11 protein-coding genes are annotated in these 16,001 nt (G+C 43.3%); 10 read left to right on the top strand and 1 reads right to left on the bottom strand.

What is annotated here, in order from left to right; genetic code table 11:
- Window positions 1-39 precede the first annotated feature (39 nt).
- The 4 genes from FGG15_RS09215 (at window position 40) to infB (ending at window position 6,205) form a co-directional block, all read left to right on the top strand.
- Complete coding sequence (locus tag FGG15_RS09215) at window positions 40-1,623, top strand: sulfatase family protein (protein WP_138835552.1); 1,584 nt, start codon at window positions 40-42, stop codon at window positions 1,621-1,623.
- Window positions 1,624-1,751: 128 nt separating this feature from the next.
- The gene (gene rimP, locus FGG15_RS09210; protein WP_138835550.1) at window positions 1,752-2,213 is read left to right on the top strand and encodes a ribosome assembly cofactor RimP; all 462 of its coding nucleotides are present in this window, start codon (window positions 1,752-1,754) and stop codon (window positions 2,211-2,213) included.
- A 13-nt stretch (window positions 2,214-2,226) separates the two neighbouring features.
- Window positions 2,227-3,459 (top strand): transcription termination factor NusA, encoded by a 1,233-nt coding sequence (nusA, locus tag FGG15_RS09205; RefSeq protein WP_138835548.1) that lies wholly within the window; start codon window positions 2,227-2,229, stop codon window positions 3,457-3,459.
- 43 nt (window positions 3,460-3,502) lie between these two features.
- Window positions 3,503-6,205, top strand: coding sequence for a translation initiation factor IF-2 (gene infB, locus FGG15_RS09200; RefSeq protein WP_138835546.1), 2,703 nt, complete (start codon window positions 3,503-3,505; stop codon window positions 6,203-6,205).
- A gap of 450 nt (window positions 6,206-6,655) precedes the next feature.
- On the opposite strand, the gene FGG15_RS09195 is transcribed toward infB, so the two are convergent.
- The gene (locus tag FGG15_RS09195) at window positions 6,656-7,027 is read right to left on the bottom strand and encodes an SPOR domain-containing protein (protein ID WP_138835544.1); all 372 of its coding nucleotides are present in this window, start codon (window positions 7,025-7,027) and stop codon (window positions 6,656-6,658) included.
- Window positions 7,028-7,262: 235 nt separating this feature from the next.
- On the opposite strand from FGG15_RS09195, the gene FGG15_RS09190 reads away from it, so the two are divergent.
- The 6 genes from FGG15_RS09190 to FGG15_RS09165 are packed head-to-tail and all read left to right on the top strand — an operon-like array spanning window position 7,263 to window position 15,988.
- Window positions 7,263-8,603, top strand: a complete 1,341-nt coding sequence (locus FGG15_RS09190) for a c-type cytochrome (RefSeq protein ID WP_138835542.1) — start codon at window positions 7,263-7,265, stop codon at window positions 8,601-8,603.
- Window positions 8,604-8,635: 32 nt separating this feature from the next.
- Window positions 8,636-11,758: a TAT-variant-translocated molybdopterin oxidoreductase gene (locus FGG15_RS09185; RefSeq protein WP_138835540.1), complete on the top strand. Its 3,123-nt coding sequence runs from the start codon at window positions 8,636-8,638 to the stop codon at window positions 11,756-11,758.
- 33 nt (window positions 11,759-11,791) lie between these two features.
- The gene (nrfD, locus tag FGG15_RS09180; RefSeq protein ID WP_138835538.1) at window positions 11,792-13,516 is read left to right on the top strand and encodes an NrfD/PsrC family molybdoenzyme membrane anchor subunit; all 1,725 of its coding nucleotides are present in this window, start codon (window positions 11,792-11,794) and stop codon (window positions 13,514-13,516) included.
- Between the two features lie 2 nt (window positions 13,517-13,518).
- Complete coding sequence (locus FGG15_RS09175) at window positions 13,519-14,046, top strand: DUF3341 domain-containing protein (protein WP_138835536.1); 528 nt, start codon at window positions 13,519-13,521, stop codon at window positions 14,044-14,046.
- A gap of 4 nt (window positions 14,047-14,050) precedes the next feature.
- Window positions 14,051-14,620: a c-type cytochrome gene (locus FGG15_RS09170; protein ID WP_138835534.1), complete on the top strand. Its 570-nt coding sequence runs from the start codon at window positions 14,051-14,053 to the stop codon at window positions 14,618-14,620.
- A 15-nt stretch (window positions 14,621-14,635) separates the two neighbouring features.
- On the top strand, window positions 14,636-15,988 hold the full coding sequence (locus tag FGG15_RS09165; RefSeq protein WP_138835532.1) for a FoF1 ATP synthase subunit a: 1,353 nt from the start codon (window positions 14,636-14,638) through the stop codon (window positions 15,986-15,988).
- The last annotated feature ends 13 nt before the right edge of the window (window positions 15,989-16,001 follow it).

Raw genomic sequence — 16,001 nt, 5'->3', positions numbered from 1 at the left:
TATTTTAGGTACATTCATCCCTTAAACCAACCTAGGGAAATGAAGAACCGACCAAACCTCCTTTTGTATCTTTTTTTACTGGTTATAGTATTAAGTTGTACCGAAAAAACGGAGCCGAAAAAACCAGAACAAAAACCAAACATTATTTTCGTTTTGGCCGACGATTTAGGCTATGGGGATATCAGCGCTTTTAATGAAAACAGTAAAATCAAAACCCCGCATTTGGACATGCTGGCCCAAGAAGGGATGCGATTTACAGATGCGCATACCTCCTCAGCCGTTTGCACTCCAACCCGATATGGGATTCTAACAGGAAGATACAATTGGCGAAGTGAACTAAAACAAGGGGTGCTTATAGGAGCCTCCAAAGCGTTGATTCCAAATACAAGAACAACCGTGGCCTCTGTCTTAAAACAAAGTGGCTACAACACCGCCTTTATTGGCAAATGGCATTTGGGATGGGATTGGGCGTTAAAAGACCCAGAACAGGAACCCACCACAGGTTGGCAAGACACTACCTTTATTAATATCGATTACACAAAGCCCGTTAAAAACACCCCTAATGATCTTGGATTTGACTACGCTTACGGACATAGTGGCTCTTTGGATATGGCGCCCTACGTTTATGTTGAAAATGGAATGGCCACGCAGGTGCCAGATTCCACAACGGTAAATACTGGAAAATACTCTTGGTGGCGAAAAGGGCCTACCTCCAAAGATTTTATCCATGAGGATGTGACCCCGAACTTTTTCCGAAGAGGAATCAAATATGTAAAAAAACAAGCCAAAAAGGAAAAACCCTTCTTCCTGTATTTGGCATTGCCCTCACCGCATACTCCTATCCTTCCTACGGAAGAATGGCAAGGGAAAAGTGGACTTAATCCGTACGGGGATTTTATGATGATGGTGGATGATTACATGGGGCAATTGAATGCGGCGATCAAGGAAGCGGGTGTTGAGGAAAACACCTTAATAGTATTCACTAGTGACAATGGTTGCTCTCCAGCTGCTGATATTGATGAAATGGTTGAAAAAGGACATTACCCAAGTTATGTCTACCGAGGGCACAAAGCCGACATTTTTGAAGGGGGTCACCGAGTACCCTATATAGTAAAGTGGCCGGCCAAAGTTCAAAAAGGAACCAAAATGGATCAAACCATTTGCACTACCGACTTTATGGCTACATCTGCAGCTATTGCAGGATACCAACTAAAGGAGGACGAAGGCGAGGACAGTTATAACCTGTTGCCGCTTTTGACCCAGGAAGCAATCGAGGGGGATTTTAGGGAAGCTACTGTGCATCATTCCATTAATGGAAGCTTTGCCATTCGAAAAGGAGATTGGAAATTGATTATGTGTCCAGGTTCTGGCGGATGGAGTTTTCCAAAACCGAACGATAAAGAAGCTGTCGAGGACTTGCCCAAGATTCAGCTGTACGATCTTAAAAACGATCCGACCGAAGCCATTAATCTACAAGCTTCAAATCCTGAAAAAGTGGAGGAATTAAAAACCTTATTGACCAAATACATTCAGGAGGGTAGGAGTACTCCCGGTTTGGCACAGCAAAATGATGGGGAGGACAAGAATTGGGAACAATTATGGTGGATGGATGAGGCCAACTAATGGAATTGCCCAGTAGGCTGTTGCCCACAATTTTGCAGACTCTTAAATTATTGTATCTTTGCACCACTGAACGGATATAATTGTATTCATGAGGGGACTTCGAGTCCCCTCTTTTATTACTTGATTTTATGTTGAGGGAAAAAGTGGAACAGCTACTGGGCAAGGCTTTGGAAGAACGACCTTCCTTGTTTTTGATAGATTTCACGATAGGAAGTGACAATACAATCCGTGTGGTACTGGATGGTGATCAGGGTGTCAATCTTCAGGATTGTATGGACGTTAGCAGGGCCATAGAGCACAACCTGGATCGGGAAGAAGAGGATTTTTCTTTGGAGGTAACCTCCGCAGGAGCCACTTCCCCACTTCAATTACCGCGTCAGTTCAGAAAAAATGTGGGAAGAAAATTAAAGGTCAGGACCAGCGACAACGAATGGGAAGGTACGCTAACCCAGGCCAATGATGATACTATTACCTTGGAGTGGAAGGCGCGTGAGCCCAAACCGGTGGGTAAGGGAAAAGTTACGGTTCAGAAGAAAGAGGTAATTGCCTTTTCTGAAATCCATCAAGCAAAAGTTATTTTAAAATTTTAATTGTAATTCAAAAATGGAAAACCTAGCGCTCATCGAATCCTTTTCGGAATTTAAGGACGATAAGTTTATAGATAGGGTAACCCTTATGGCAATTTTGGAAGATGTTTTCCGAAATGCCCTGAAGAAGAAATTTGGTTCTGACGAGAACTTCGATATCATTATCAACCCTGATAAAGGGGATTTGGAGATCTGGAGAAACCGTATAGTCGTGGAAGACGGAGAGGTGGAAGAACCCAATGAGGAAATATCGCTAACAGAAGCGAGAAAAATTGAGCCTGATTTTGAGGTTGGCGAGGATGTGTCTGAAGAGGTGAAGCTAATGGATTTGGGAAGAAGAGCCATCTTGGCCTTGCGCCAAAACCTGATTTCCAAGATTCATGAGCACGATAATACCACTATCTACAAACAGTTTAAAGACTTAGAAGGCGAAATTTACACCGCAGAGGTACACCATATTCGTCATAAGGCCATCATCTTGTTGGATGATGAGGGCAATGAGATCATTCTTCCAAAGGAAAAACAAATTCCTTCGGATTTCTTCCGAAAAGGGGATAATGTTAGAGGGGTGATAGAAAGCGTGGAGCTTAAAGGGAATAAACCGGCAATAATCATGTCCAGAACTTCCCCGGTATTCTTGGAGCAATTGTTCTTCCAAGAGATACCAGAAGTGTTTGACGGCTTGATTACCATTAAAAAAGCAGTACGTATCCCTGGAGAAAAAGCTAAGGTTGCTGTGGACTCCTATGATGATAGAATTGACCCTGTTGGGGCATGTGTGGGGATGAAAGGTTCAAGAATCCATGGTATTGTTCGTGAATTGGGCAATGAAAATATTGATGTAATCAATTGGACCAACAATTCCCAGTTGATGGTGACCAGGGCGTTAAGCCCAGCTAGGGTTTCGTCTGTTAAACTAAACGACGAAAAGAAAACGGCTCAGGTTTACTTAAAGCCCGAGGAAGTTTCCAAAGCCATCGGTAGAGGGGGACATAACATTCGTTTGGCTGGTCAATTGACTGGTTATGAGATTGATGTGTTCCGTGAAGGAGTGGAAGAAGATGTAGAGTTGACCGAGTTCTCAGATGAAATTGAAAGCTGGGTGATCGAAGAGTTCAAGAAGATTGGATTGGATACGGCCCGAAGCGTTTTGGAGCAGGAGGTTGCAGATTTGATCAAACGTACGGATTTGGAAGAGGAAACGGTTGTTGAAGTGGTGCGAATTCTTAAGGAGGAATTTGAAGATTAAACTATATATTAGCAGCAAATTTAAGGGCTAGGAAAAACAATTTATGGCAGGAAACCCAACAATAAGGCTTAATAAAGTTCTCAGAGAGTTGAACATTTCACTGGATAGGGCTGTAGAATATCTTGCGTCCGCAGGACACGATGTCGAGGCACGCCCTACTACCAAGATTACAGATGAGGTGTATCAAGTACTGTTGGATGAGTTCCAAACGGATAAGAGCAAAAAAGTTGCTTCCAAAGAGGTAGGTGAGGAGAAGCGGAAAGAAAAAGAAGCGCTCAGAATCCAGATGGAGCAGGAGCAGGAGGAAAGAAGAATTGCCAGGGAGAAAAGAAATGCCGATCAGGTCATTAAGGCCAAAGCGGAATTGTCTGGACCCAAAACTGTTGGCAAAATTGATTTGGACAATAAGCCCGAAGCTCCCAAAGTACAGGAAGAGGAGAAACCTGCTGCTAAAGAGCAGCCCAAAGTTGAGGTTGAGGAAAAACCAGCTGAGCCAAAGAAAAAAGAAGTTGCTAAGCCGGTAGAAGCTAAAGAGTCCGCTGAACCTGAAGAGGAACAGCCTAAGGAACCGGAAGCCATCCAAACACAATATAAAAAGCTCTCTGGGCCCAAAATTACAGGCGATAAAATTGATTTGTCCCAATTCAACAAGCCCAAGAAAAAGAAAGAAGAAGTAAAGGCCAAGGCCGGAGCTTCAACAGATTCCAGCGCCGATAGAAAGAAGAGGCGTAAACGGATCGTAAGCAAGAATAGCCCACAATCTGGGAACGGACGTCCAAATCAAAGAGGCGGTAGCGGTCCGGGTAGAAGAGGACAACGCTCATCGGTTCCTAAGGTTGAGCCAACGGAAGAAGAAGTACAAAAACAGGTACGGGAGACCCTTGAAAAACTTCAAGGTAAGTCCAGCAAAGGAAAAGGTGCCAAATATAGAAGGGAGAAAAGAGATCAGCATCGTCAGCAGACAGAGAAGGATCTAGAACAACAAGAACTGGAAAGCAAGATTCTTAAAGTAACAGAATTTGTTACCGTGAACGAGGTTGCTACCATGATGAATGTTTCCACCACCCAAATTATATCTGCTTGTATGTCCTTGGGTATTATGGTGACCATGAACCAGCGTTTGGACGCTGAAACACTTTCCATTGTAGCAGAGGAATTCGGATTTGAAGTGGAGTTTGTTACGGCCGAAATTGAAGAGTCTATTGAAGAGGAAGTTGATGCTCCGGAAGACTTGCATCCAAGAGCACCGATCGTTACGGTAATGGGTCACGTGGACCACGGTAAAACATCTTTGCTGGATTACATCAGGCAGGAAAATGTAATTGCAGGCGAAAGTGGTGGAATTACCCAGCACATAGGTGCTTATGGTGTAACCTTGGATGGAGGACAAAAAATAACCTTCTTGGATACTCCAGGTCACGAAGCCTTTACGGCCATGCGTGCAAGGGGTGCCCAAGTAACGGATATTGCCATTGTGGTTGTAGCTGCCGATGATGATATCATGCCGCAAACCAAAGAAGCAATAAGTCATGCCCAGGCGGCCAATGTCCCTATTGTATTTGCGATCAACAAAATAGATAGGCCAACAGCCAATCCTGATAAAATTAAGGAAGGACTTGCAGCCATGAACCTGTTGGTGGAAGATTGGGGTGGAAAAATCCAGTCTCATGATATTTCAGCGAAAACAGGACAAGGAATAAATGAATTGTTGGAGAAGGTGCTGTTGGAAGCGGAGTTGCTTGAATTAAAAGCAAACCCAGAGAAACTTGCTTCTGGAACAGTGGTTGAAGCATTTTTGGATAAAGGTCGTGGTTACGTGTCCACCATTTTGGTGCAGGCCGGAACCTTGGAGATTGGAGATTATGTTTTGGCAGGAACCTGCAGTGGTAAAGTAAAGGCCATGCAGGATGAGCGTGGAAAGAATATCGAAAAAGCAGGCCCGGCAACGCCCATTTCCATTTTGGGATTGGACGGAGCGCCGCAAGCTGGAGATAAGTTCAATGTATTACAGGATGAACGTGAAGCCAAGCAAATTGCTACCAAGCGTTCCCAGTTGCAACGTGAACAATCCGTAAGGACGCAACGACATATTACCTTGGATGAAATTGGAAGGCGAATTGCTCTTGGCGATTTCCAAGAATTGAACATTATCCTCAAAGGGGATGTGGATGGTTCTGTGGAGGCCTTGACGGATTCCTTCCAGAAACTATCTACGGATGAGATTCAGGTAAACATTATCCATAAAGGTGTGGGTGCCATCACAGAATCCGATGTGTTGTTGGCCAGTGCTTCAGACGCCATCATTATCGGATTTAACGTTAGACCAATGGGCAACGCCCGCGCTGTTGCAGATAAGGAGGAAATCGATATCAGAATGTACTCCATTATCTATGACGCCATCAATGATTTGAAGGATGCGATGGAAGGAATGTTGTCTCCGGAAATGAAGGAGGAGATTACCGGAAATGCTGAAATCAGGGAAACCTTCAAGATTTCCAAGATTGGAACCATTGCTGGTTGTATGGTGACCACAGGTAAGGTCTTTAGGAATTCCCAGATTCGTTTGATCAGGGATGGTGTGGTCATCTTTACGGGTGAACTGACATCACTAAAACGATTCAAGGATGACGTTAAGGAGGTGTCCAAAGGATACGATTGTGGTCTTCAAATCAAAAACTACAACGATATTAAGGAAGGAGACATTGTAGAAGCTTTCCAAGAGGTTGCAGTAAAAAAGAAACTGTAGTTTCGAAAATAATCACACTCCCGCTTCGGCGGGATTTTTTTTGTGCTTGGTGCTTGGTGCTTGGTGCTTGGTGCTTGGTGCTTGGTGCTTGGTGCTTGGTGCTTGGTGCTTGGTGCTTGGTGCTTGGTGCTTGGTGCTTGGTGCTTGGTGCTTGGTGCTTGGTGCTTGGTGTGTTGAAGGAATTAAAAATTGAAAATGAAAAATTGATTACGGTAAGTTGGGATTTGGAGCTTGGTACTGGTAATTTAGAACGTGGAACCTTTAAGTCTTGAGTCTTTAGTCTTTAGTCTTGGTTCCTGAGTTTTGAACTTGAATTTTGAGCTTGAACTTATCTAATCTACCCAGCAAGTTAGAATTTGGTGCTTGTAAATTGGAATTTTCAGTCTTGAATCTTGGCTCTTGAATCCAATATGTTGAGCTTGAGTTTGAACTTGATTCTTGCACTTAAATTTACCTAGAACTACTTTCAGGTTTTAAGAGCATCGCATCCGGATACTTTTTCCGAACTTCCAGATATTTGCGCTCGGCTTCCAATTTTGTCTTAAACTTTCCCAGCCGAACTCGATAGGTCGGGGATTCAAACTCAATTTTGGAATACCACCCGGGAAAATCAATATCTATTTTTGATTTCAGGTTTTGTGCCTTTTGATAGCTTCCAAAGCCCACTTGGATTTGGTAATAATCAGCTTTGGAATTTACTTGGGCGTAAAGCTTCATCAATTCGTCAATCCTTGGATCCTGATCGATCACAACCTGTCCTTCTTGGGCAGATAGGTTATAAGTCAAACCAATCAAAATCAGTGCTAAAGCATAAGTTTTCATGTTATTTTCAAGCTTATCGGATTCGTCCTTGTACAAATGTAATTTTTTAGGGATTATTACATCTACTTTCAACTTATTTAGAATAGTTATAAATTAGATATTATAGATCCCTTAACATTTTGAAAAATGACCTTATTCCGTACTTTTGTCTGCGATTTTAGGCCACCCAAATGCTATTGTTCTCAGTATCAATTGGAATAATCGTGCCAAAGATTTCGATAGAAATTCTGTTAGTATGAAAAAGGTTTTATACCGCCATCTATTTTCAAAAGTTTTAGGTTTCTCTCTCCTACTTTTTTCCGTTTCATTTTATGCGCAAGAGGAAGCTTCCGCTGATGCCGCAGCCGGAGGTGATCCTGTGAAAGGAAAGCAGCTGTTCAATCAGAATTGTGCAGCCTGCCACGCCTTGGATCGTAAAATGACTGGGCCTGCCCTGGCCAATGTGGAAAGTAGGCTGTCCGAAGACGAAGGTCTGGACAAGGAGTGGCTTTACACATGGATTAAGAACAGTCCGGGAATGATTAAGGCCGGAGATGCATATGCGAACAAGATTTATGCAGAATATAACCAAGCAGCGATGACTGCTTTCCCTACGCTGTCTGATCAAGATATTGATGATATTCTTGCCTATACGGCGGCACCACCTCCTGCACCTGTTGTGACTGCGGCTACGGCCACGACCGACGGAACTGGAGCTTCTGAAGGGGGAATTTCCAATGAAATGATCCTAGGTGCGTTGGCACTTGTTTTTGGTTTGCTGGTCATCATGTTGATTTTGGTGAACAACACCTTGAGAAGAATCGCCGAGGCCAATGGGGTTGATCTTGAAAAAGACAAAGCTGAAAAAGGACTTCCTATCTGGAAGGCTTTTGTGAAGAACCAATTCTTGGTTTTGGTGAGTGCCATTTTCTTGTTGTTGGCAAGTGGGTATTTCGCTTACGGGTGGATGATGCAGGTTGGTGTGGATCAAGGATATGCCCCGGTTCAACCCATTCACTATTCCCATAAAATTCACGCTGGTGACAATAAAATTGAATGTAAGTATTGTCACTCATCAGCTAGGGTTTCCAAAACTTCGGGAATACCTTCCTTAAATGTATGTATGAACTGCCATAAATCCATTTATGAGTACAAGGGCAATCCGGAGGGGCCTAGTGCGGAGGATTTGGCAAACGGCTATACCAACGAGTTCTACACCAGCGAGATTAAGAAATTGTACAAAGCAGTTGGATGGGACGAGGAAGAACAGAGATATACAGGGGAAAGTCAGCCTGTACAGTGGGTGAGAGTGCACAATCTTCCTGACTTTGCATATTTCAATCACTCCCAACACGTTTCAGTTGCAGGAATTGAATGTCAAACCTGTCATGGTCCGGTTGAAGAAATGGAAGTGGTAGAACAGTTTGCTCCGTTGACCATGGGATGGTGTATTAACTGTCACAGGGAAACCAACGTGAAAATGGAGGGCAATGAGTACTATGCGGCTATACATGCCGAGCTTTCCAAGAAGTATGGAGTTCAAGAATTGACAGCCGCAATGATGGGTGGTTTGGAATGTGGTAAGTGTCACTATTAAGAATTAAAAGAAGATAATCTCAGATATATCGTATGGCATCAAACAAAAAATATTGGAAGAGCGAAGCGGAGCTAAATCCGAACGATTCCATTGTTGAGACGCTAAGACAAAACGAATTCATGGAACAAATCCCTGTGGATGAGTTTTTGGGCGACAAGGAAAATTTGTCGGCCACAACCACCAACAGAAGGGACTTCTTAAAATATGTGGGTTTCAGTACGGCGGCTGCAACTGTTGCGGCCTGTGAGGGACCTGTGCATAAATCCATTCCTTATGTGGTGCAACCGGACAATATTGTTCCCGGGGTTGCAAACTACTATGCAACAACCATTGCAGATGGATTTGATTTTGCCAGTATTTTGGTCAAAACCCGAGAAGGGCGACCAATAAAGATTGAGAACAATACGGATGCCAAGGTTAATGGAAGTGCCAATGCCAGAGTGCAAGCTTCTGTTTTGTCCTTATATGATAGTAAAAGGGTTCAAGGGCCATCGCAAGGAGGAAATCCCATTGACTGGAAAATATTGGATGCCAATGTAAAGGCTAAATTGGGTAACCTTAAAGGTTCTAACAGGCAAATTGTTTTGTTGACCCAAACCTACGCAAGTCCATCCACTGATAAATTAATAGCTGAGTTCAAAGCTGAATATGGAGACAACGTAAACCACGTGGTTTATGATGCCATTTCCGAGGATGCTGCCCTCAATGCCTTTGAAGCCGCCTATAGTGAGCGCGCTTTGGCAGATTACAATTTTGAAAAGGCAGACCTGATTGTTTCTTTTGGTGCTGACTTTTTGGGAGACTGGCAAGGTGGAGGATATGACAGTGGATATGCTAAAGGTCGTGTGCCAAATCATGGTAAAATGTCCAAGCATGTGCAGTTGGAGGCCAATATGTCCTTGACGGGTGCCAATGCGGACAAGCGTTACCCAATGACACCAACCCAACAGAAAATAGCTTTAGCCAAACTGTATAGCAAGCTAAATGGTAGCAACTTGGGTGGAGGTACTTCGGATGTGGATGCTGCTGTGGAAAGTGTTGCTGCGCAGATCAGAAAAGCTGGAAGCAAGGCCGTTGTGGTAACAGGATTGAATGATATTCATGCGCAAACAGTAGTATTGGCAATCAATAAGTTGTTGGCTAGTGAGGCCTTTGATGCTGAAAGCCCAAAATATGTACGTCAAGGTGATTCGGCCAAAGTGAACAAGTTAGTTACAGATATGAATGCCGGTCGGGTTGGAATATTGATCATGGACGGGGTTAACCCAGCCTATTCCTTGCCAAATGCTTCAGAATTCATTGAAGGTCTTGGAAAAGTGGATGTTTCGGTAAGTTTTTCATTCAATAATGATGAAACTGCACAGTCTTCACAATTTGTGGCAGCTGCTTCCCATTATTTGGAATCTTGGGGTGATGCCGAGTTCAAAAAAGGACAATACAGCTTGACCCAGCCCGCCATTCGTGAACTTTTCGATACACGTCAGATACAAACTGCTTTGTTGAACTGGTTGGGCAAGGATCAAAGCTACTACGAATACATAAAAGAAAATTGGAATACTTCGCTATTACAAGGCGGGGATTGGAATCAGGCACTACAAGATGGTGTTTTTGTTCCTACAGCGGCTGAAGAAGAGACAGCTGCTGAAAGTGTTGCGGAAAGTACAGAAGGCGACGAAGCGGAAAGCATTGCCCCAATATCTGCGGCAGTAAATTCTTTGGTAAACAGTACCAGTTCTGGAACGGAACTAGTGTTATACTCCAAAGTAGGAATGGGGGACGGCAAACAGGCCAACAACCCATGGTTGCAAGAATTCCCTGATCCTATTTCCCGAGTTTCTTGGGACAATTATGTAACGGTATCCAAAGCAGATGCTGAAAATCTGGAGTTGGAAAACTACAATGTGGCTGATGGTGGATTGAACGGTAGTTATATAAACCTTACTGTAGATGGTACAGTATTAAATAAGGTTCCTGTGATCATTCAACCAGGACAGGCGCCAGGTACTGTGGGACTTTCCTTTGGGTACGGTCGTGAAGCTGGAATGAAAGCGGAAATGGCCACTGGTGTCAATGCTTTTGCGCTGTACAAAAATTTCTCGGATGTTCAGTCCGTGAGTTTGGAAAAAGCTTCTGGTGATCACGAATTTGCTTGTGTTCAGTTACATAAGACGTTGATGGGTAGGGGAGATATCATTAAGGAAACATCCTTGGAAATTTTCAATACCAAAGACCATCACGAGTGGAACCCAATGCCACACGTTAGCTTGAACCACCAAGAAATTCCGGTTACTTCTCCGGATGCTGATTTGTGGGAAGAGTTTGATCGTTCCATTGGGCATCATTTTAATCTTTCCATTGACCTAAACGCGTGTACTGGATGTGGTGCTTGTGTTATTGCATGTCATGCAGAGAACAATGTTCCTGTAGTGGGGAAAGAGGAAATTAGAAAGTCGAGGGATATGCACTGGTTGCGTATCGATAGATATTATTCTTCAGAAGAGACCTTTGAGCAGGATAATGAAAAGAAAGATGGCTTGGAAGGCTTGTTTGGAGACCAAGGTACTTTAGGTGGTTTGGGTCAGATGGAGGATGCTTCTGCAAATCCGCAGGTTGCTTTCCAGCCGGTAATGTGCCAACACTGTAATCATGCACCTTGTGAGACCGTTTGTCCCGTGGCTGCTACATCACACGGTAGACAAGGGCAAAACCAAATGGCATATAACCGTTGTGTAGGTACAAGATATTGTGCCAACAACTGTCCTTATAAAGTACGTAGATTCAACTGGTTCCTTTACTACGACAATGATGAGTTTGATTTCAACATGAACAACGACCTTGGGAAAATGGTCATTAACCCAGATGTTAATGTGCGTTCAAGAGGAGTTATGGAAAAATGTTCTATGTGTATCCAAATGACCCAAAAAACCATTTTGGATGCCAAAAGGGACGGTCGTGAGGTTAAGGACGGAGAATTCCAGACGGCCTGTTCAGCTGCTTGTAGCAGTGGAGCTATGGTGTTTGGTGATATTAACGATGAGCACAGCAAGATTGCCGAATTGAAGGAAGATGACAGAATGTACCACTTGTTGGAACATGTAGGGACTAAACCCAACGTGTTCTATCATGTTAAGGTAAGAAATACCAACGAGGCTTAATCAATTAATAAAGAAGTAACTAGAAGATAAATTATGGCGTCGCATTACGAAGCACCTATTCGAAAGCCCTTAGTACTTGGAGATAAAGGATACCATGATGTTACCGTGGATATCGCCGCTCCGGTAGAGGGAAAGGCCAATAAACAATGGTGGATTGTATTTTCCATTGCCTTGGTTGCATTCCTTTGGGGTATAGGATGTATTATTTACACCATTTCCACAGGTATTGGGGTTTGGGGTCTGAACAAGACCGTAAACTGGGCCTGGGATATTACAAACTTCGTTTGGTGGGTAGGTATTGGTCACGCAGGAACCCTGATTTCTGCAGTATTGCTGCTGTTTAGACAGAAATGGAGAATGGCAATCAACCGTTCTGCAGAAGCAATGACCATTTTCTCTGTTATCCAGGCCGGATTGTTTCCAATTATTCACATGGGACGTCCATGGTTGGCCTATTGGGTATTGCCTATTCCAAACCAATTTGGTTCGCTGTGGGTAAACTTTAACTCCCCCTTGCTTTGGGATGTATTTGCGATCTCTACTTATTTGTCCGTTTCCTTGGTGTTCTGGTGGACAGGTCTATTGCCTGACTTTGCCATGATCAGGGATAGAGCTATTAAGCCATTCCAAAAGAAAATATACAGCCTGTTAAGTTTCGGTTGGACGGGTAGAGCAAAAGATTGGCAGCGATTTGAGGAAGTTTCTTTGGTATTGGCTGGTTTGGCTACACCATTGGTACTTTCGGTACACACCATTGTATCTTTTGACTTTGCTACTTCGGTAATTCCTGGATGGCACACTACCATCTTCCCACCATACTTTGTTGCGGGAGCTATTTTCTCAGGATTTGCCATGGTAAACACCCTCTTGATCATCATGCGTAAAGTATGTCACCTAGAGGCATATATTACCGTACAGCATATAGAGTTGATGAACATTGTAATCATGATCACAGGATCCATTGTGGGTTGTGCGTATATCACGGAGTTGTTCATCGCCTGGTATTCCGGCGTGGAGTACGAACAGTATGCATTCCTGAACAGGGCTACAGGACCTTACTGGTGGGCATACTGGTCCATGATGACCTGTAACGTGTTCTCACCACAGTTCATGTGGTTCAAGAAATTGCGTACCAGTATCATGTTCTCATTCTTTATTTCCATTGTGGTAAACATAGGAATGTGGTTTGAGCGTTTTGTGATCATTGTAACCTCTTTGCACAGAGATTACTTGCCTTCTTCTTGGACGATGTTCTCTCCAACTTTTGTGGATGTTGGAATCTTTATTGGAACCATCGGATTCTTCTTCGTGTTGTTCCTATTGTATTCCAGAACCTTCCCTGTAATTGCGCAAGCAGAGGTGAAATCTATATTGAAATCTTCTGGTGAACGATTCAAGAATCTTCGTGAGGCTGGAAAACCACTATATGAAAAACCTTCAAAAGGTGGAAAAGTGGAAAAAGCAGCAGCAACAGAAGCAAAGTCTGAGGCAGATGAGAACCAAGTAGCATCCTTATTGGGAGCTATCGGAACCTTTGATGCTACAACAGATCAGGTAGACGATTTGAAAAAAGTTAAGGGGATTGGACCTCAAATGGAGGAAACCTTGAACCAAATCGGGATTTATACCTTCGCTCAGGTAAGTAAAATGACCGAGAAAGAATACGATTTGTTGGATTCGATCACAGGCTCGTTCCCAGGTAGGGCACAGCGGGATGATTGGGCTGGACAAGCTAAAAAATTAAACGATAAAAAGTAGTTATGGCTTCAAAAGTTATACAAGCACTTTATAATGATGACGATGTATTGATGCATGCCGTGAAGAAAGTGAGGGCAGAACATCACCACATTGAGGAAGTGTATACCCCTTTTCCGGTGCACGGTCTAGACAAGGCCATGGGACTTGCGGATACGCGGATTGCAATCACATCTTTTATGTATGGATGTTTGGGTCTTGCGGTGGCTATTGTCATGATGAATTATATCATGATAGATGATTGGCCTCAGGACATTGGTGGTAAGCCCAGCTTTAGCTACTTGGAAAACATGCCGGCCTTTGTTCCTATCATGTTTGAGATGACCGTTTTCTTTGCTGCCCACTTGATGGTAATCACATTTTATCTTAGAAGTAGAATGTGGCCTTTTAAGAAAGCTGAAAATCCAGATGTAAGAACAACCGACGATCATTTTTTGATGGAAATCGGGATACATGATAACGAAGATGAGTTGACCACCTTGTTGTGGGATACTGGAGCTGTGGAAATAAATGTTACTGAAAAGGAGTCGTAATACTATGAAGCATTTAGGTAAAATAGGTATTGTTTTAATTTTGGTTCTGTCCCTGGCTTCGTGCGCGGATAAGAATAGCCCAAACTACCAGTATATGCCAAACATGTACGAACCGGTTGGGTATGAAACCTATCAAGGCGTGGATAATGGTTTGTTCCCTCAAGGAACAGAAGCCCTTCTTCCGCCGGAAAATACGATTTCTAGAGGCTACATGCCCTATAAATTTGAGAACACTCTGGAAGGAAAGGATTTGGCTAGATTGGAGCCAAGCCCATTGGATTCCTTGCAAAGTGAGTCCAATTTGGCAAAAGGAAAGGAATTGTACGATATCTATTGTGCCATTTGTCACGGTCCAAAAGGAAAAGGACAGGGTACTCTGGTAAAGCGTGAAAAAATATTGGGCGTGCCCAGCTATGATGATGTGGCCCGAAATATTACCGTGGGAAGTACCTATCATACCGTATATTATGGTTTGAACTCCATGGGTTCATATGCCGCTCAGCTTGCCAATGAGGAAGAAATGTGGCAAGTGTCCGAGTACGTGATGAAGTTAAAGGAAGACCTAACAAAATAATTGGATAAGTATACTATGTACACGTTTTCAAACAGACTTAAAATAGGATCTTTCATTGCCATGGCAGTAGGGCTGATTTTTTTAGTGATCGGTTTTACCTCTGCCCCAAGCACTGTGGAAGAAGCTAAGGCAATTGTGGCATCCGCCCATCACGATGATCATGGTGGTGGTCATGCCGAGGCAGCTGAGCATGCAACAGAAGATACGCATGGTGAAGCAGCTGGCCACGGACAGGAAGCTGCACATGAAGAAGGTCATGATGCATCCCATGATGAGCATTTGTTGCACCAATTGCAAAACAGGCCTTGGTCTGCATTGTATGTCGCGGCATTCTTTTTCTTTATGATTGCCCTTGGGGTTTTGGCTTTCTATGCCATTCAAAGAGCTTCGCAGGCAGGATGGTCCCCACTATTGTTTAGGGTAATGGAAGGGATTACAGCCTATCTGGTTCCCGGAGGGATTATTGTATTTGTGATTTTGGTACTTTCCGTATTGCACATGAACCATATGTTTGTGTGGATGGATGCGGACGTTGTGGCCCATGATAAGTTATTGCAAGGTAAAGCAGGGTACCTTAACCCAACCTTCTTTTTGGTAAGAGCTGCCATTTTCTTGGGGGGTTGGATATTTTATAGAGAGATTTCCAGAAAACTGTCTTTGGCTCAGGATGAAGCGGATGATAATACCAACTTTGTAAAGAACTTTAGGTGGTCTGCCGGTTTCTTGGTATTCTACCTGGTGACGGAGTCCATGATGTCATGGGATTGGATTATGAGTTTGGACCCGCACTGGTTTAGCACGCTGTTTGGCTGGTATGTATTTGCCAGTATGTTTGTTTCCGGAATCACGGTTATAGCTATGGTAAGCATTTACTTAAAGTCTAAGGGACATTTGGAAAATGTGAACGACAGCCATATCCATGATTTGGCCAAATTCATGTTCGCCATTAGTATTTTCTGGACCTACCTTTGGTTTTCACAGTTCATGTTGATTTGGTACGCGAACATTCCAGAAGAAGTTACCTACTACATAGCAAGATTCCAAGATTACAAATTACCTTTCTTTTCCATGTTGGTCATGAATTTCGTTTTCCCGTTATTGGTGCTAATGAATAGTGATTACAAGAGAATAAACTGGTTTGTAATTATGGCTGGTATCGTGGTGTTGTTTGGTCACTATTTGGATGTGTACAATATGGTAATGCCGGCAACGGTGGGTGATCAATGGCATTTTGGAATTCCTGAAATTGGTGGAATACTGTTCTTTGGTGGATTGTTTGTTTTCTGGGTGTTCAACACCTTGACCAAGCATCCTTTACAACCCAAGCGAAATCCATTTGTTGAGGAAAGTAGACAATTTCATTATTAATACGATTAAGTCT

The sequence above is a fragment of the Flagellimonas algicola genome (genome assembly GCF_005937185.1).
Classification (GTDB): Bacteria; Bacteroidota; Bacteroidia; order Flavobacteriales; family Flavobacteriaceae; genus Flagellimonas; species Flagellimonas algicola.
This window is presented reverse-complemented; position numbering and strand designations above follow the sequence as displayed.